The following is an 18279-nucleotide window of genomic DNA, read 5'->3' on the forward strand; positions in this document are numbered from 1 at the left end:
GAGGTCTGGAGCCGTGCACCCTTCCAGGCGAACGGGCACGACTTTGACGGCGGTGCTGGTCCTCGCGGCCACCGCCCTGGGCGCGGCGGACCCCACGGACGAGCCGGCGGCTTCTCCCTCCCCGTCCGTGGAGAGCCCCTCACCTTCTCCTTCCCCGTCGCAGACGCCGTCCCCCAGCACTCCGCCGGGGGACGACGGCACGGTCGACGAGCCGGATGACGACACCGACGGGGACACCGGCGCGGACGCTCCTCAGGACGAGCCGACGGAGACCCCCGCCGCGACGCCCGAGCTGTACATCGTCCTGTCCGTCCCCGACCCGGTCGTCCGGCCCGGCGACGAGGTGAAGGCGACCGCCCACGTCTACGCGGCGGGCGCGGTCGCCAAGGCCGCCAAGCTGAAGGTGACGGCGAGCGACGGGGCCGAGGTCTCCCCCACCTGCACGCTCGCCGCGGGCACCTGCAGTCTCGGCGACGTGACCTCCCAGGGAGATTTCGTCCCCGTCACGCTGTCCGTCCCCGCGACCGCCGCCCCCGGTCCCCTGCGTGTGACGACGTCCGTCTCGGCCCGCTCCGCCGCCGCCAAGACGGTCGTCCATCTCCTCACCATCGAGAAGAAGAGCGCCCCCGCTCCGGCCACGTCCACGCCGAGTACGAGCACCCCCGACACGACGTCACCCGCGCCTGCCGCGCCTTCCGCGGAACAGCCCGCCCAGCCGCCCGTTCCTCCCGGCACGACGCCCCCGTACTCGGCGCTCCCGTCGGACACCTCGCAGGCGACCCTCCCGAACGGTTCGTCGCCGGAGAGCACCGACGGCCAGCTCCCCGTGGTGGTGGACTCCTCCGCCCAGCCCCTGAACCCCACGCAGAACGTCGCCGCGATCCGCCCCGGCCCCGCCGACGACGCCGACGGGCTCATCCGCGTCCAGGCCGTCTGGCTGGGCATGCTCCTGGCCCTCTTCGGCGCGCTGTTCGTCCAGCTCAAACGCCCCGTCCGAGGCACCCACCGCCGCCTCACCCGAGGCAGATTCGCCCGCTGACCGGCCCCGCGCGTCCCCGGCGGAGCGGATCCGCCGCAGAGGGGTTCAGCGGGTCAGCGCATAGCAGGCGATGGCGGCGGCCGCCACGACGTTGAGGCTGTCCACGCCCTTGGCGAGGGCGCCTTCGCTCATGGGGATACGGACCGCGGCGTCGGCTTCGGAGATCCAGTGGGAGGAAAGGCCGTCTCCCTCCGAGCCGAAGAGGAGGCCGACGCGGTCTCCCGCCGAGGCGACGGCGTCCTCCAGGTCGAGCGCGTCCTGTGCCGGGGTGAGCGCCAGCAGGCGGAAGCCGGCCTCCCGCACCAGCGCGAGGTCCTTGTGCCAGTCCTCCATCCGGGCGTACGGCATCGAGAACACCGCGCCCATCGAGACCTTCACCGACCTGCGGTACAGCGGGTCCGCGCACCGGGGCGCCAGCACCACCGCGTCCACGTCGAGCGCCGCCGCGCACCTGAAGATCGCGCCGACGTTGGTGTGGTTGACGAGGTCCTCGAGGATGACGATGCGACGGGCGCCGGCGAGGGCGTCGGGGAGGGACGGGAGGGGGAGGCGGGTCATGGAGGCGAGGGCGCCGCGGTGGACGGCGAATCCGGTGAGGGTCTCGGCGGTGCCGTCGGAGACGAGGTACACCGGGCAGTCGAGGGCGGGCAGGACGTCGGAGAGGGAGTCCAGCCAGCGTTCGGACATGAGGATCGAGCGGGGGCGATGGCCGGTCTCCAGGGCCCGGCGGATGACCTTGGCGCCCTCGGCGATGAACAGGCCCTCCTCGGCCTCCAGGCTCTTGCGCAGCTGGCCGTCGGTGAGACGGACGTAGTCGGCCAGCCTGGGGTCGGAGGCGTCGGGGACGTGGATGAGTTCGGCCATGTGCTGATTGTTCCAGGGTCAGGGGAACTGGAGTTCGGCCAGGACGGGGCGGTGGTCGCTGCCGGACAGCCGCAGCACCTCGTAGGACCGGACCGCCACACTACGCGGGACCAGGATGTGGTCGAGCGTCAGCCGGGGGAAGTCGGAGAAGCCCCAGGTGCTGGTCAGGCCCTCGCCGCGCCGGTCCGCGGCGTCGGTGTAGCCGCGGTCCAGCAGGCCGCGGAAGCGGGCGTGGTCGAGGGTGGCGTTGAAGTCGCCCGCGAGCACCCGGACCGTGCGGTCGTCGCCCGAGCCGGCGGACGGCAGGGTGGACAGCGAGTGCTTCCAGTCCTCGAGGCCGTCGCCGGGCAGGGGCGGCAGCGGGTGGACGGCCGTCATCTCGACGCGCCGCCCGTCCAGTTCGAGGGCGGCGCGGGGGTGGGCCATGACCGTCCCGGGGAGCGCGGGGAGCGCGGTGAGGGGGTACCGGGAGTAGAGCGCGGAGCCGCCCGCCCCCCATCTCGGATCGACCACCTCGTAAGGAAGTTGTGTCCGCAATCCTTGTTCCTCGAGCCCGCTCCGGGCGTCGGGGGTGAACTCCTGGACGCTCAGCACGTCCACCCGCTCGCGTTCCACGATCCGGACGAGTTCCGCCATGGGCGCCCGTCCGAAGAAGACGTTGGAGGTCAGCACCCGCAGCTTCGGGCCGTCGGCGCCGGACGCCGCGTCGGCGGTGGCGCGCGGCAGGACCGCGGCCGCCAGGACCAGCGCCGCCACCGCCGCGGCCAGCGCCGCGTACCAGCGGCGGAGCAGCGCGGCGGCGAGGAGGGGGACCAGCGCGGCCGCCGCCATGTAAGGGGTGAGGGAGATGAGCGGCACGGCCACCGGTTCGAACAGTGCCAGGCCGTCGAGCCCCAGCGTGCGGCCCGCGGCCCAGCCGGCCCAGAGCGCGGTGACGGACCACGCGACCCGGCTCCGCCACCCCCCGCCCGGGTCGAGGTCGGCCCTCGTCACGGCTCGGCGGCGAGCCTTCCCGGGCTCGTCCGGCAACGTTTCGGTCACAGCTTCGGTACCCACGACAACCTCAACGATCAGCGGGCGCCAGGAGTTGTCACTCCACGGCAAGAGATCCCTTGCCCACCGTGCCACAAGGCATACCGGGGCGCGCAGGGGGACGGCTTCCCCCCGGTTGTTACCGATAGGTAATCCAATTAAATCCGGACATGCAACGCCCCACCGACAGATCACCGGTTTAGACACCTTTGTAACACCTGGGTGATACGGCTAAAGTGCGTCCGACCAACGCCAGGTGCCCCCAGGACCAGGCACGGCCCCATGACAGAACCCGGAGAGCACCATGACTCGTCCCCCCGGCGACCTCCCGGGCGAGGGTGGATACGGCTCCTCCTCGGAGTATCCGGCCGCCGACGGCAGCAGCGACTGGTTCAGCCCGCGGGCTGCCGGCGGCTCCTCGGCGGGCAACCCCGGGCACCCCGTGGACCGGACCGTCTCCGACTCCAACGGCCAACCGGAGTGGTTCTCCTCGCGCGCCTCCGGTTCGTCGTTCGGATCCGGCGGGTTCACCGGTGCCTCCGACCCGGGCGGCCCTTCCTACTCGCAGAATCCGGCGTCCGACCCCTACCTTTCGGCGCCCGTCCCCCCGTCCGGCTCCTCCTCCGCCAACAGTTCGCTCAGCTCCTACGACCGGCCCTTCCCCACCGGTCCCGGCACCTCCTCGTCCGGTAACCGCGGCGGCGGCAGCGGCAGCGGGACCTATTCCAGCGGCGACTACTCCTTCGACTCCGGCACCTACGGCACCCGCAAGAAGCGCAAGAAGGGCGCGCTCATCGGCCCGCTGGCCGGCGCGGTCGGCCTCGCGCTGCTGGTGGGCGTCGCCATCTACGCCTTCACGCAGAAGAGCGGCGGCTGCTCGGGCGACTCCACCGTGCTGAACGTCGCGGTGGCCAAGGACATCGCCCCGGCCGTCACGAAGTCCGCGGAGGCGTTCGGCGGCAAGGAGATCGACGGAGTCTGCTACACGGCGAAGATCGTGGGCACCGACCCCGGCGCCGTGCGCACCGTGCTGACCGGCGAGGGCGTCTCGGCGGGCCAGACCACCAGGCCCGACGTGTGGATCCCCGACTCGTCGCTGTGGTCCAACCTGGTCCAGGCGACCAACAAGGAGACCATCACCCCGACCAAGATCTCGATCGCCTCCACGCCGATCGTCGTCGCGGTCCCGCAGACCCTGGCGGTGGCGCTGAAGAAGCAGGGCTTCGCCGAGAACCCCTCCTGGGACAACCTCCTGAAGGCCGCCGGCGGCCTCGAGGGCGGCGCGGTCACCAAGAACCAGCTCATCGACCCCAAGCTGCTGGACATGCGGGTGCCCGACCCCGTCAACACCGGCGCCGGGATGTCGTCCATCTCCATGCTGCGCACGCTGCTGCAGAGCGACAAGTACGCCGACACCATCTTCACCGGCATCGCGCAGACGATCCGCAACCACACGGTCGCCTCGGTGGACGCGCTCTACGAGGACTTCCACCAGGACGCCCGCAAGCGGTTCCCGCTGCTGATCGCGCCCGAGCAGTCGGTGTACGCGCACAACACCAAGGACCCGAAGGAGAAGGCGGTCACCATCTACCCCAGTGAGGGCATGGTGAGCCTCGACTACCCGGTGACCGTCACCGCCGAGGACGGCGGCAAGAAGAAGGCCGCCCAGGAGCTGGCCACCGCGCTGAGCTCCCCCGAGGCCGTCAAGAACTACCAGGCGCTGGGCTTCCGCGGCCCGGACCGCAAGGCCCCCGAGACCTTCACCGAGAACATGGGCCTGAGCACCCAGCGCGTCAAGGTGCTGCCGCTGAGCACCTCCGAGGAGATCTACAAGATCACTCAGGACTGGTCCAAGCTCTCCCTGGCGATCCGGATGCTCTCCGTCATCGACGTCTCGGGCACCATGACCGAGCCGATCGCCCCCGGCGGCCCGAGCCGGATGCAGACGATCCTCACCCTCGCCTCCAAGGGCCTGACCCAGTTCCCGCCCGACAGCCAGGTCGGCACCTGGGTCTACTCCGACCGGCTGGTGGGGAACCAGGACTGGAAGGAGGTCGTGCCGGTCGAGCAGCTCAACAAGCGCTTCGGCTCGGCCAACCACCTGCGCCGCCTCCAGCAGTCGCTGCTGGGCATCAAGGCGCTCCCGAACGGCAACACCGGCCTGTACGACACGGTGCTCGCCGCCTACCAGCACATGAAGAAGACCCACCGGCCGGACCGCATCAACTCGATCGTGCTGTTCACCGACGGTCTGGGCAACGACGACCCGAACGGCGGCATCACCCTGAACCAGCTGCTGACCCAGCTGAAGAAGGAAGTCGACAAGCGCAAGCCGATCCAGGTCGTCATGGTGAGCATCGGCTCGGGCCCGGGCCAGCTCAAGACCATGAAGCGGATCACCAACCTCACCGGCGGTGAGGCCTACATCCCCAGGACGCCCGAGGAGATCACCCAGATCTTCCTGAAGGCGCTCTCGCGGCGGATGTGCGCGGGCCAGGAGAGCACCACCTGCTGACCCGGTGACGAACGGATGAGAAGGGGCGCGGCCGTCGGCCGCGCCCCTTCTCTACATATGGACGTACCAGTGTCAACCGTGACACAGTGCGAGCCGTCATCTAAGCGGATCCCTTACCCCGACTGCTGGAGGCCTGCGTTGGCCGGTTGGACAGGTCAGCACGACGCCTTGCACGACGCGCACCAGGACCAGGAACTCGTCCGGGCGCTGCGCGCGCGGCACACCGACGCGCTCACCAGGGTCTACGACAGGTACGGTCATCAGCTCTTCGACTACTGCCACACCCTGCTGAGGGACGAGCCCTACGCCTCGCGCGTCCTGCACGACACGCTGCTCGCCGCCCAGGCCCACGCCGACCGGCTGCGCGACCCGGGGCACCTGCGCGGCTGGCTCTACGCGCTGGCGAGGCGGGAGTGCCAGCGGATCCTGGGCGGCCCCGACCGGCCCGCCCAGCGGCGTCCGGCGCCCGAGGCGCCCGACCGGTTCCGCTCCATGGAGGAGCGCCGCCGGTACCACGAGGCGCGGGTCCTGGCCCACGACGCGATGACCGCGCTCACCGGACGGCAGCGCGAGGCCGTCGACCTGACGCTCCGGCACGGGCTGTCGGACGCCGAACTCGCCGGCGTGCTGGGCCTCTCCTCGGAGGAGGCGGCGGCGCTGGCGGAGGGGTCCCGTGACGACCTGGCAGACGCCGTCGAGGCCAGGGTGGGGCACCGCCGGATCCGGCTCGACCGGCTGCTGTCCGTCCTGCCGATCGCGATGGCCCCGCCGAACCTGGAGCAGCGGGTGCTGGCCAGCGCGCTGGACCCCGGCATGGACCAGGACCGGGCCCAGATCGCCCGGCGGGCCCTGCCGTTCGGCGCCGACGGGTGGCCCTGCGAGAAAGGCGACCGCCAGGGGCACCGCGCGCCGGGCCTCGCCGGGCCGGGAAAGGCCCGGGACGGCGAGGACAGGACGAAGGTGCCCTCCGCGGTGTGGCCGCTGGCGGGCGCGGCGGCCGTCGCGCTGCTCATGGGCGGGCTGTTCCTCCTCCGCCCCGGCGAGGAGACGGGCGACCCTCAGGCCGCCGACATCAGCCAGGTCGCGCCCGAGCGCACCGAGGAGCCGCTGGAGGACGAAGAGGACACCCCCTCCGAAGACCCCCTGCCCTCCCCTTCCAAGTCGGTCAAGACCAGATCACCCTCCGCCACTCCGTCGAAGAGCGCGTCTCCCTCGGCGAGCCCCAGCGTCTCGACGACGAGCCCCAAGCCCAGCAGTACGCCCACCAAGCCCACCACGGCTCCCAAGCCGGGCAGGCTGCTCTTCTCCTCCCCTGCCTGCGTCATCGTCTACCCGGCCCGGACCTGCGCGGTCGTCATCACGGCCTTCGGCGGCCCGGTGAAGTGGTCGGCGCAGGGATACGCCGAGGTGAGCGGCGGAGGGTCGGGCACCCTGGCGGCCGGCAGGAGCCGGACGGTGCTCTTCCGGGTCACCCGGGACGACCCGTGCATCGAGGGCGAGGTCGGCATCGACTTCGTCCCGGCGGGCAGCGTCCAGGTCTCCTGGGACTGCCCGCCGCTGGAAGAGGAGCCCCCTCCCGAGGACGAAGAACCACCGCTGCCCTAACCCAGGACGGTGTGCGCCCGGTCGATGAGGAGGGGCACCGCGTCGCCTATCTTGTCGAAGCCCTCTCCGACGGTGGCGTTCTGCAGGAAGCGGGCGTGGATGCCCTCCAGGATGATCGCCAGCTTGAAGCAGCCGAACGCGACGTAGTAGTCGAGGCCGTCGACGTCGAAGCCGGTGAGGTTCGCGTACGCCTCGACGAACTGCGCGCGGGTCCCGAAGCCGGGCGCGGCGGTGACGGTCGCGCCGACGGGCAGCGCCTCCTCTCCCGGCTCCAGCCAGTAGACGAGGGTGAGGCCGAGATCGGCCAGCGGGTCGCCGAGAGTGGACATCTCCCAGTCGACGACGGCGGCGATCTCCGGCTTCGGCTCCAGCCTGACCAGCGCGTTGTCGAGCCGGAAGTCCCCGTGCACCAGGGACGCGGGCGAGTGCTCGGGCAGCCCCTCGGCGAGCCGGGTCACCAGCTTGTCGTAGGCGGGCAGCTCCCGGGTCTTCGAACGCTCCCACTGCTGGCCCCAGCGCTTGAGCTGGCGGGCCATGTAGCCCTCGGGACGGCCGAAGTCGCTCAGGCCAGCGGCCTTCACGTCCAGGGTGTGGATGGCGGCCAGCGCCTCGGCCAGCCGCTGGGAGAGCTCGCCGGCCTGCTCGGGGGTGACGTCCGCGGCGTCCTCGACCGTGCGCAGGATGCGCCCGTCCACCCACTCCATGAGGTAGAAGTCGGCGCCGAGCACGCTCTTGTCGGTGCACAGGGCCAGCGGCCGCGGCACCGGGACCCCGCCGCTCCCGGCCAGCGCGCTGAGCACCCGGTACTCGCGGGCCATGTCGTGCGCGGTGGGCAGCACGTGGCCGAGCGGCTGGCGGCGCAGCGCCACCGAACGTCCTGACAGATCAAGCCGGTAGGTGAGGTTGGACCTGCCCCCGGCGATCAGGGTGGCGCCGGTCAGCTCGCCGGCGTCGGGGAGGGCCTGCTCCAGCCAGCGCGACAGCTGAGGGAAATCCAGGCCGGGTACGGGTTCGAGGCTCATGGCAGACAATTAGAACGCGACTCGGTTCCCTGACGCCACCCGCCCCCTCCAGAAGCGGCCTTTTCTTGCCGTGTAAGGAACTTTCAACTCGGGTAGTGCCTGACTGGACTAACCCCCATTCAGTGGGTTAGGACGGTAGGACTTGGCCAATCCAGGGCGGAAAACCCCCGCCCGATTGGGGGTTCGCGAACGTGGCCGAAGCCTGGCTTCCCAGGGCAGGACGCCTGCCGACCAGCGACGACGGAGGGAGGCTCAAAGGGGGCGCACCACGCGCCGTCTGGAGCACCAGCGAGAACGACCCGCAGGCGGTCTCCGCCCGGTCGGTGGCCCAGACGCTGGAGCACGACGGCACGCCCGTCCACCTGGTCTGGAATCCCCTGCGCGGCGAACTGGTGCAGCAGGTGCCCGCCACCCGGGCGGCCCGGCTGATCGGAGTGGAGGCGGGCACCGAGGGGCGGGTCTGCCTGCAGATCATGGTGGTGGGCCTCGCACACCTGCCGTTCACCCTGGGACCGCTGCGCGACCTCGACCTGGTGCTGGACTGGCTGGACTCCTGGGGGGTGCCGCGCCGCTGGCCGGCCGGGCCCCCGACGGCGGTCCCGGCGTCGTACCAGGCGTCCGGAGAGCGCCGGTTCTGGTCACGCGGCGGGCACTTCGGGCATTCCCAGGTACCCGGATGCCACGCGCCAGGGCCCGGCGGCATCGACGTCGGCAGGCTCACCGGCCCCGAACCGGGGCCTCCCGGACTGCCGCGGCCCCGGCTCAGCAGTGAACAGGTGGGGCTGGTGAACTCGCGGCCGCTGGGGCGCCCGCTCGAGGCCGCCGGAGGAATTTGACTGCTTTGTTATTCTTTTACCGTAAGGTCTGCGCCATGAGCGGCCAGACTCCTCCCGGCTGGTATCCGGACCCTTACGGAACCCCCGGTCTCCAGCGCTGGTTCGACGGAACCCAGTGGACCCAGTCGACCCAGCCCGCCGGGCAGCCGACGCCCGCTCCCTGGTCGCCCTCCGAGCAGGGCTCCGGCACGCCCCAGCCGTGGCAGCCCCCCGCGCAGGGGACGCCGCAGCCGTGGACGCCGCCCGGCTCGTCCCCCGGCGCCGTGCCCCCGCCGCGCAAGAACAACCAGGCCATGATCCTGGGGCTGATCGGCGGCAGCGCCGTCGTCGTCGTCCTCGTCATCGTGGCGGTCCTGCTGGCCGTCGGGGCGTTCGACTCCGACGACCCCACCCCCCGCACGCTCCAGAGCACCGGCGCCCCGCAGCCGCCGGCCAACACCAGCCGCTCCCCCGTCGTCGGGACGGTCACCGACACGGCCTCCGGATTGTCGTGGTCCCAGCTCGGAGGCGACTGGACGTCCTCCACCATCCCGTCCGGCAGCGCCTACGCCAAGCTCGGCCTCGCCAAGGGCCAGATCGCCTCGGTGCAGAAGGAGTACAACGGGCCCGGCAGCGACTACGTGGCCTCCATCTACTCCGCGGAACTGCCGACCAGCGTCTTCTACTCCAACGGCGACCTGGAGGCCGCGGCCAAGAGCTGGTTCGGCCTCGTCCGCCCCGCCTTCTACCCCGAGAACGGCGTCGAGGACGTCTCCTCCCGCGCCTACAGCGTCAGCGGCAAGAAGGCCTGGTACTACGAGGTCCGCGTGACCTTCCCGCAGGCCGAGTCCAAGGGCTGGAACTTCCGCTCCGAACGGGCCGCCATCATCCTCGTCGACCGCCCCGGGGACCAGCCCGCCGGGCTCTTCCTCTCCTTCCCCGACAGCCACCGCAACCAGGGCGACATCGACCTGGTCATCGGCTCCCTGAAGGCCTCGTAAGGCGGGTCGTCCTCCAGTGCCCTTTAAGGTTGAGGCATGAACGACAGACTCGTCTGGATCGACTGCGAGATGACCGGCCTCGACATCGCGCGCGACGCACTGATCGAGATCGCGGTCCTGGTGACCGATCCGGAGCTCAACATCCTCGACGAGGGTGTGGACGTGGTGATCAGGCCGCCCGAGGAGTCGCTCGCCCAGATGAACAAGGTGGTGCGCGACATGCACACCACCTCAGGCCTGCTCGAGGAGCTCCCCGGCGGAGTGACCCTGGCCGAGGCCGAGGCCCTGGTCCTGGACTACGTCAAGAGGCACGTCCCGGACCCCAAGAAGGCCCCGCTGTGCGGCAACTCCATCGCCACGGACCGCTCCTTCCTCGCCCGCGACATGCAGGCCCTGGACGCCCACCTGCACTACCGCATGGTCGACGTCAGCTCGATCAAGGAGCTGTCCCGCCGCTGGTACCCGCGCGTCTACTTCGCCAGCCCCGCCAAGACCGGCGGCCACCGCGCCCTCGCCGACATCACCGAGTCCATCCGCGAGCTGCGCTACTACCGCGCCGCCGTCTTCGTCCCCCAGCCCGGCCCCGACTCGGAGACCGCCCGCGCGCTCTCCGCCGAGATCGTCGCCGCCTCCGCCGATAACGGGTGACGAGCACCCTCCCGAACACGCTACACTTGTTCTCGCCGCCACAGCGCAACACGACGTGGCGACATGGTGGGTGTAGCTCAGTTGGCAGAGCACCAGGTTGTGATCCTGGGTGTCGCCGGTTCAAGCCCGGTCACTCACCCCAAACCCAGAGGCCCTTTCACTTCGGTGAAAGGGCCTCTGGCGTTTCTCCGCACCGGTGACGGGCGGAGCGCGGCGCGGTTCAGGGGGTGGTGAAGGCCGCCACCGGCCGGTCCGAGCGGCCGCCGGTGATCCAGAGGCGGTCCGCAGCCGTGGTGATGGAGCGGATGGAGAAGCCGGAACCGTAGTCCGGGAGAGGTGCCGACCGGATGGACCAGGTCGAGCCGACGAGGTTGGCCACCCGGCTGCCTCCCGACAGCCAGAGGGCGCCGGAGGGCGACAGAGTCGCGTCGGAGGCGGCGAACGTCGTGGGAGGGCCCGCAGGAGTCCAGGCGGAGCCGTCCCAGCGCTGGTAGTGGCTGCCGTCGACACGGGCGAGGAGGTGGTCCTGGCCCAGAGGGTAGATGCGGTTGACGGTGGAGCCCTCCGGGAGGGGGATGTTCTGCCACGAGTCGGAGTCCCAGCGGGCCACCACGCGGGCGCCGCCGTCGTCGCCCAGCAGCCAGGCCCCGCCCTCGGGGTGGGAGGCGAGCTGCGAGACCGCGAGGGATTCCGGACCGGTCGTCCACTGGCCGCCGGTGTAGGTGTGCACCCTCCTCTCCCAGGCGCGGTCGACGTTGGCGACGAACACCGCGTCGGACGCCGCGGCCAGGTCCATGGACACGTAGGCCGGGAAGGGAGCGGAGACGGTGGTCCAGGCCGAGCCGTCCCAGCGGGCCAGGTAGGAGTTCCCCTGGCCCCAGATGAAGCGGGCGCCGAGCACCCACAGGTCCCGGGTTCCGGCGGCCTCCATGTCCGAGATCAGCCCGTAGTTCATCCAGGGCAGGTCGACTTCCTGCCAGGAGCCTCCGGAGCGGCGCCGCAGCAGGGGTTTGGGCGGCCGCAGCAGGACCGTGCTCCAGGTGGCGGGAGGCCAGAAGATCTCCACCTGCCCCTGGTAGCCGCCGACCCACAGCTCATCGTCCGCCTCGGCGGCGGTGAACAGGGAACTCTGGAACCAGGCGGAGGTCGGACTCTGCTCGGTCCACTCGGTGTCGGCGGCCGGGAGGTCGGCGCGGGCGGGAGAGGCGATCGCCATCGTGCACACGAGGACGGTCGCCGCCGCAATACCGGTTCTCTTCATACCGGGCATCGTCGCCTCGTCCCACGCGGTTTTCTTCTCCTCCTTGTATGAACCTCTCCGGCTTCCTTCACCCGCCTTTGGGCAGAATCCCGCATCTGTCCATGGCGAAGACCCTGCCCTCCGGGACCGTGCCGACGCCCGGCTTCCGGGGCCGTACGGGTCAGACGTCCGCCATCACCTGGGCTCGGACGCGTTCGACCATGGGGGCCGGGGCCTTGTCCGGGGAGCCCGTGTCGAAGGGGGGCTGGGGGTCGTACTCGATGAAGAGCTGGATGGACTCGGCGGTCTCCCGGTCGGTGAGCTCGGCGGCGAGGGCCAGGGCCATGTCGATGCCGGAGGCGACGCCCGCCGCGGTGACGATCTTGCCGGTGAAGACCGTGCGGCGGGGGGTGGGGATCGCGCCGAACATCGGCAGGGTCTCGGCGACCGCCCAGTGCGAGGTGGCGGGCAGGCCGTCGAGGATCCCGGCCGCGCCGAGCAGCAGCGAACCCGAGCAGACCGACGCCGTCCAGCGGGTCTTCGGGTGGACGGCGGCCAGCCAGCCGGTGTAGGCGGCGTCCTGGCCCGCCTCCAGGCATCCGGGGCCGCCGGGGACGACGACCACGTCGCAGTCGGCGATGTCTGCGAGGGCCGTCTCGGCGAGCACCGTGAGGGTGCCCGTGTCCGTGGTGACCGGGCCAGGTGCGACTGCGGCGAACACCACTTCGGCGCCGGGCAGCCGCGACAGGACCTCGTACGGGCCGATCGCGTCGAGCGCCGTGAAACGCGGGTAGAGCGGGAAGACGATACGCATGAGCGACTCCTTCAACGTGCGCTGAACCGGCGCCTGTAAGCGCCGGGGGTGACCGAGATCCGTCGCCGGAAGCTTCGGTGCATGGTCTCGGGGGTGCCGAACCCGCAGGTCCGGGCGATCACGTCCACCGGCAGGGCGGTGGACTCCAGCAGCCGGCGGGCCGTCTCGACCCGGACCGACTCGACGTAGGCGCCGGGTGTCAGTCCGGTCTCGCGGGCGAACAGCCGGGCGAAGTGCCGCGGGCTCATCGCGGCCCGTTCGGCGAGGGCGGGGACGCTCAGGTCCGTGTCCAGGTGCTCGGGGATCCAGCTCTGGAGCTCGGCCAGCGCGGGGTGCTCCGGCCTGGACGCGCTGAGCTGCGTGCTGAACTGCGCCTGCCCGCCCGGCCGCTGCACGAACACCACCAGTTCGCGGGCGACCCGCAGCGCGGTGTCCGGCCCGAGGTCGCGTTCCACCATGGCCAGGGCCATGTCGATCCCCGACGTCACTCCCGCGCTGGTCCAGACCTCGCCGTCCACGACGAAGATCCGGTCCTCCTGGACGTCCACTTCGGGGAAGAGGTCCCCGAGCATCCCGCAGACCCTCCAGTGCGTCGTGGCGTCGCGCCCTTCCAGCAGTCCCGCGACGGCCAGGACGAACGCCCCGCTGCACACCGACGCGACCCTCCTGGACCGTCCCGCGGCCTCCCGCACCCAGTCCAGCAGCGCCGCGTCCTCCACCGCCCCGACGACGCCCTCGCCGCCAACCACGACCAGCGTGTCGATCGGCCCCGCGCACTCCTCCGCCGCCCGGTCCGGCACGACGGCGATCCCGCTGTGGGCCCGCACCACGCCCCCGCCCATCCCGACGGTCTCGACCTCATAGCCCCCCGCCAGGCTGAACACCTCCAGCGGCCCCGTCAGGTCGAGGCTCTGGAACCCGGGAAAGACCAGGAACACCACTCTCACGCCTTCAGTCTTCCCAGCCCCCCGCACGGCCGCAATGACACGAATCTGACGATTCCTGCCATCACCCCGGCTGCTCGTCGGCCCCGGAGCCGACCTTGATCACCTTGAGCACCTCCTCGTGGAAGCGGTCGACGGCGGCGTCGACGCTGCGGATGAACCCGCTCTCCTCGGTACCCCGCTTGGTCCCCATGCCGGCGCGCAGGCTCAGCTTGAACGAGGCGATCTCCCCGTCGCCGACGAGGAGGCCGGGCTCGGCCCGGAGGTTCTTCAGGAGCTCGCAAGGGCCGCTGTCCCTTCCGGCCGGAAGGGCTTCGATCCTCAGCTCGTTCGGTGCCTCGGAGAGCTGGCGGAGCAGCCAGTTGATCCGGGTGAGGGCGCGGGCCCGGTCCGCGGAGGGGACGATCGCCGTGGTCTCGATGTGGCCGGTCCGCAGATCGGCTTCGACCAGGAGCGGCCCGGCCGTCCCGGGAATCCGGATCTCGGCGGACATCCGGCCCGACCCGACGAGTGCGTCCACCGTGCGGGCGCGTTGCGCCTTCGGGTCCTCACCGCGCTTCTTGCGGACGACGGGAGCGACGGCCAGCCCCGTCTCGCCGCCCAGCCTCAGGCACAGTTGGCGGGTCAGCTTCTCCCAGTTCTCGGCCACCTGGACCGCCCGCTTGTCACCGGCCCGCAGGGTCCCCTCGGCGATGGCGTCGCGGACGGGCACCCAGGACGCGCCCATGTTCTGGAACCCCTGGCACCCCGCGTTGTCCTGCTCCAGGTAGTGGAGCAGCTCTCCGAGCAGCCAGGCGTGGACCGGGCTGGAAACTCCCTCGTGACGGCACAGGAGCCTGGCCTCGTGGGCGACCTCGGCCCAGGAGAGGTGCTGCAGCGCGACCTTCCTCGTCTTGCGCCCGTCCACGGCCACCGGATGCCCGCCGTCCAGGGCGAGGTCGTTGGACAGGGTGATGACGGTCTCGTAGCCGTTGCGGGAGGCCACTTCGAGGTAAGACTCCACCTGCTCCCGCCTGAGCGGGTTCCCACCCGTCTTCGTCTCGATCAGCGCGGTCCATATCCGGCCCGCCCGGGACACCCTCACCACCCCGTCCGGCCGGACCGTGCTCTCGCCGTGCTTGAACGTCGCCTCGGCGAAAGTCTGCATGGCGCCGGCCGGCGCACCGAAACGCGCGGTGACCCGGCGGCCGAACTCGGGAACCTGGGTCATCACCGCCAGCAGCGTCGAGGTCGCCCGGCTCTCCCGCTCCTGGTCGTTGCGGAACCCGTTCACGGAGAACAGCCGGGCGTTCTGCCAGTTCACGTGGTCCGCGAGGCTGGTCTTCGGCGGCGCCAGGGTGCTCTTCTTCACCGCCCGTCGGCCGGTGCGCACCTTCGCGGCCTTCTCCGTCCCGGAAGCGCTCCCGCCGTCGGGTTCCGCCGGCGGCCGCTCTTCGGCTTCGACGGGCTGTTCGCCCTCGTCGTCCTGGACCGCGATGCCGAACTCCGCGGCCAGGCCGGCGAGCCCCGACTCGTAGCCCTGGCCGACGGCTCGGAACTTCCATTCCTCTCCGCGCCGGTAGAGCTCGCCGAACACGAAGGCCGTCTCCACCGTGGCGCCGGTGATGTCGAAGGCCAGCAAGGACTCCCCCGCGCTGTCGGACAAGGTCAGGCGCAGGTCGTCCAGCTCGCCGAAGGTCGCCCCCTCGTACCGGCTGGCGGCGATCGTCACATTGTGGATCTCGGCCGGTAGCGCGGCGAGATCCACCTGGATCCGGTCCTCGTTGCCGCTGCCGGTCGGCGTCTTGCCGAGCAGCTGCACCGAGCCGTCCTCACTGGACGGATGGTTGTAGAAGAAGAAGTCGTCGTCCCCCCGGACCTTCCCGTCCGCGGCGACGAGGAGGACCGAGACGTCCGCCTCGCCCTCCCCAGTCGGATCGGTCCAGCCCAAGGTCAGGCTGACCGGCCCCGCCGCTTCCGACAGACCGGAGATCCCGACGTTCCCGCCCTTGGACATCTGCAGCAAGACGACCTCCCGGTGACGAGCCACCACCCGAATGGCGGCGCAACTCTCATGAAGAGATTCAAGCCCGCCGAGGCCGAACTATTTACGAAACAGGTAACAATCGAGATTTCATCGTGAATGATCTACACAAAACCCTTTCCCCTCCCGTCGGCCGCTACCCGCCGGCGCCCTCGGCGGCGGTGGAGCGGACCTCGAAGCTGAGGTCGCCGCCCTCGGGGTGGTAGACCCTGACCGTGTCGCCCTCGTCGAGCTCTCCGCTCAGGAGGAGGCGGGAGAGGCGGTTGTCCAGTTCGCGCTGGACGGTGCGGCGGAGGGGGCGGGCGCCGAACTCGGGCTTGTAGCCCCGTTCGGCGAGCCAGTCCTTGGCCTCGTCGTCGATCTCCAGGGTGACGCCCTGGCCGTGCAGGCGGCGGCGGGTGCGCTCCAGGAGGAGGTCCACGATCTGGCGGAGCTGCCGCCGGTCCAGACTGGTGAAGATGATCGTCTCGTCGATGCGGTTGAGCAGCTCGGGACGCAGGGTGCGCTGGAGCAGGTCCATGAGGCCCTCGCGCAGCGTCTCGGTGTCGCCTTCGGACTCCAGGATCTGCTGGGAGCCGATGTTGCTCGTCATGATGACGATGGTGTTGCCGAAGTCGACGGTCCGGCCCTGGCCGTCGGTCAGGCGGCCGTCGTCGAGCATCTGCAGCAGGATGTTCATGACGTCGGGATGGGCCTTCTCGATCTCGTCGAGCAGGACGACGGAGTGCGGGCTGCGCCGGACGGCCTCGGTGAGCTGGCCGGCCTCCTCGTAGCCGATGTATCCGGGAGGCGCGCCGATGAGGCGGCTGACGGTGTGCTTCTCCTGGAACTCGCTCATGTCGATGCGGATCATGTGCCCGGCGAACAGCACGTCGGACAGGGCGCGGGCCAGCTCGGTCTTGCCGACGCCGGTCGGGCCGAGGAACAAGAAGCTGCCCTGCGGCCGGTCGGGGTCGGACAGGCCCGCGCGGCCGCGCCGGACGGCCTCCGCGACCGCCTCGACGGCCTCGTTCTGGCCGACCACCCGCTCGTGGAGCCGCTCCTCCAGCCGCAGCAGCTGCTCGCGCTCCTCCTCGGTGAGCTGGGAGACCGGGATGCCGGTGCGCCGGGAGAGGACCTCGGCGATGTCGTTCACCGTCACCTCGGGCACGTCGTCACGGCCACGCCGGGCGTTCTCCAGTTCGGGCCGCAGCCGCTCGATCTCCTCGCGCAGCTGCCCGGCACGCTCGAAGTCCTCGTTGGCCACCGCCTGGTCCTTGTCCCGGCGCAGGGCCTCGAGGCGCTGCTCCAGCTCCCGCACGTTCTCGTCGGGCGACATCGACCGCAGCCGCACCCGGGCGGCGGACTGGTCCATCAGGTCGATCGCCTTGTCGGGCAGGAACCTGTCGGACACGTAGCGGTCCGACAGCCGCGCGGCCGCGTCGAGCGCCTCGTCGGTGATGCGGACCTCGTGGTGGGCCTCGTACTTGTCGCGCAGCCCCGCCAGGATCTGCACCGTCTCCTCGACGGTGGGCTCGGGCACCATCACAGGCTGGAAACGGCGCTCCAGCGCGCCGTCCTTCTCGATGTGCTTGCGGTACTCGTCGATCGTCGTGGCCGCGACGACGTGCAGCTCGCCGCGCGCCAGGGCGGGCTTGAGCACGTTGGCGGCGTCCATGCCGCCCTCGGCGGACCCCGCCCCGACCAGGGTGTGCACCTCGTCGATGAAGATGACCAGCTCGTCGGAGTGCGCCCGGATCTCGTCCAGGACCTTCTTGATCCGCTCCTCGAACTCGCCGCGGTACTTGGACCCGGCCACCATCCCGGTGAGGTCCAGCGCGACCACCCGCTTCTCCTTGAGGGTCTCGGGGACGGCTCCGTTGACGATGCGCTGGGCGATGCCCTCGACGACGGCGGTCTTGCCGACGCCGGGTTCGCCGATCAGGCACGGGTTGTTCTTGGTCCGGCGCGACAGGACCTCGATGCACTGCTCGATCACGTCCTCGCGCCCCACGACCGGGTCCAGGCGGCCCTCCTCGGCCTCCGACGTCAGGTCGCGGCCGTACTCGTCGAGGGTGGGGGTCTCGCTGGGCCCGGGCCGCGCTGCGCCGGCCGCCCGGCTCGGGCGGTTCAGCACGGCGTCCTGGATCTCGTTGGCGGTCACGCCCTGGGCGGCCAGCAGCCGCGAGGCCACCGAGCCGGGGTTGGCGGCGATCGCCATCAGCAGGTGCTCGGGGCCGATGTAGCCGGCCTCCGTCGCCCGCGAGACGCGCTGGGAGTCCAGCAGCGCCCGCTTCGCGGCCGGGGTGAGCGTGGTGGGCGGCTCGCCGGGCGTGCCCTCCCTGCTCAGGTCCGCGACACGGGCCAGCAGCGCGTCCGGGTCGGCGCCCGCGGAGCGCAGCAGGCCGCGCGCGGGCTCGGTCTCGGCGGCGGCCCCGAGCAGGTCGATGACGTCGAGGTCCGCGGCGCCCCGCTCGCCCGCGCGTTCCAGTGCCCGCCCGACCGTCTCCCGCCCGTCCTCGCTCAGCAGGCGGCCGACGTCGACCCGCTGGACGCCCCCGCTGCGCGGCGGCCAACTCTCGGGCGCCCCGAATATCCGTCCCGTCAGGTACTCGAATCCCTTGAACGGGTCGTCGCCGAACATGGAGCCGAACGGTGTGCTGGACACGGCGGTTCCTCCTCGGAGCGTGCTTCCTCTGGCAGTCGGACGGCAGGACCCATTTCCCTCAATAGGCCCT

Annotated in this window: 14 protein-coding genes and 1 tRNA gene; 7 read left to right on the forward strand and 8 right to left on the reverse strand. The window is 71.2% G+C overall.

Features of this window, described 5'->3' with window-relative positions; all coding sequences use genetic code 11:
* Positions 1-52: 52 nt before the first annotated feature.
* Entirely contained in the window at positions 53-1039 is a 987-nt protein-coding gene (locus tag ABD327_RS35660) for a hypothetical protein (RefSeq protein WP_344457760.1), read from the forward strand.
* 45 nt (positions 1040-1084) lie between these two features.
* Here the strand turns inward: ABD327_RS35660 and ABD327_RS35665 are convergent, their stop codons facing one another.
* Complete coding sequence (locus ABD327_RS35665) at positions 1085-1903, reverse strand: TrmH family RNA methyltransferase (protein WP_344457762.1); 819 nt, start codon at positions 1901-1903, stop codon at positions 1085-1087.
* 18 nt (positions 1904-1921) lie between these two features.
* Positions 1922-2896: an endonuclease/exonuclease/phosphatase family protein gene (locus ABD327_RS35670; protein ID WP_344457764.1), complete on the reverse strand. Its 975-nt coding sequence runs from the start codon at positions 2894-2896 to the stop codon at positions 1922-1924.
* 343 nt (positions 2897-3239) lie between these two features.
* Between ABD327_RS35670 and ABD327_RS35675 the strand changes: the two genes are divergently transcribed.
* A complete protein-coding gene (locus tag ABD327_RS35675; RefSeq protein WP_344457766.1) occupies positions 3240-5450 on the forward strand; it encodes a substrate-binding and VWA domain-containing protein in 2211 nt (736 codons plus the stop codon).
* A gap of 138 nt (positions 5451-5588) precedes the next feature.
* On the forward strand, positions 5589-7055 hold the full coding sequence (locus tag ABD327_RS35680) for an RNA polymerase sigma factor (protein ID WP_344457768.1): 1467 nt from the start codon (positions 5589-5591) through the stop codon (positions 7053-7055).
* Here ABD327_RS35680 and ABD327_RS35685 read toward each other — a convergent pair.
* Positions 7052-8077 carry a phosphotransferase family protein gene (locus ABD327_RS35685; protein ID WP_344457770.1) on the reverse strand — a complete coding sequence of 342 codons (1026 nt, stop codon included), beginning with the start codon at positions 8075-8077 and terminating at the stop codon, positions 7052-7054. The genes ABD327_RS35680 and ABD327_RS35685 overlap by 4 nt on opposite strands.
* 191 nt (positions 8078-8268) lie before the next feature.
* Here ABD327_RS35685 and ABD327_RS35690 point away from each other — a divergent pair, with 191 nt between their 5' ends.
* From ABD327_RS35690 to ABD327_RS35705, 4 genes are all read left to right on the forward strand, one after another.
* Positions 8269-8913 carry a hypothetical protein gene (locus tag ABD327_RS35690; protein ID WP_344457772.1) on the forward strand — a complete coding sequence of 215 codons (645 nt, stop codon included), beginning with the start codon at positions 8269-8271 and terminating at the stop codon, positions 8911-8913.
* Between the two features lie 35 nt (positions 8914-8948).
* Positions 8949-9893, forward strand: coding sequence for a DUF2510 domain-containing protein (locus tag ABD327_RS35695; protein ID WP_344457774.1), 945 nt, complete (start codon positions 8949-8951; stop codon positions 9891-9893).
* 36 nt (positions 9894-9929) lie between these two features.
* Positions 9930-10541, forward strand: coding sequence for an oligoribonuclease (gene orn, locus ABD327_RS35700; RefSeq protein WP_344457777.1), 612 nt, complete (start codon positions 9930-9932; stop codon positions 10539-10541).
* A 66-nt stretch (positions 10542-10607) separates the two neighbouring features.
* Positions 10608-10683 (forward strand) — tRNA-His (locus ABD327_RS35705).
* A gap of 78 nt (positions 10684-10761) precedes the next feature.
* Here the strand turns inward: ABD327_RS35705 and ABD327_RS35710 are convergent.
* The 5 genes from ABD327_RS35710 to ABD327_RS35730 form a co-directional block, all read right to left on the reverse strand.
* Positions 10762-11802: a hypothetical protein gene (locus ABD327_RS35710; RefSeq protein ID WP_344457779.1), complete on the reverse strand. Its 1041-nt coding sequence runs from the start codon at positions 11800-11802 to the stop codon at positions 10762-10764.
* Between the two features lie 160 nt (positions 11803-11962).
* Positions 11963-12595, reverse strand: a complete 633-nt coding sequence (locus tag ABD327_RS35715) for a DJ-1/PfpI family protein (RefSeq protein WP_344457781.1) — start codon at positions 12593-12595, stop codon at positions 11963-11965.
* A gap of 11 nt (positions 12596-12606) precedes the next feature.
* Positions 12607-13542, reverse strand: coding sequence for a GlxA family transcriptional regulator (locus tag ABD327_RS35720; protein WP_344457784.1), 936 nt, complete (start codon positions 13540-13542; stop codon positions 12607-12609).
* A gap of 61 nt (positions 13543-13603) precedes the next feature.
* Positions 13604-15535 (reverse strand): TerD family protein, encoded by a 1932-nt coding sequence (locus tag ABD327_RS35725; protein WP_344458115.1) that lies wholly within the window; start codon positions 15533-15535, stop codon positions 13604-13606.
* A gap of 163 nt (positions 15536-15698) precedes the next feature.
* A complete protein-coding gene (locus ABD327_RS35730; protein WP_425547289.1) occupies positions 15699-18185 on the reverse strand; it encodes an ATP-dependent Clp protease ATP-binding subunit in 2487 nt (828 codons plus the stop codon).
* Between the last annotated feature and the right edge of the window lie 94 nt (positions 18186-18279).

Source organism: Actinocorallia aurantiaca (assembly GCF_039533685.1).
Taxonomy (GTDB): Bacteria; Actinomycetota; Actinomycetes; order Streptosporangiales; family Streptosporangiaceae; genus Actinocorallia; species Actinocorallia aurantiaca.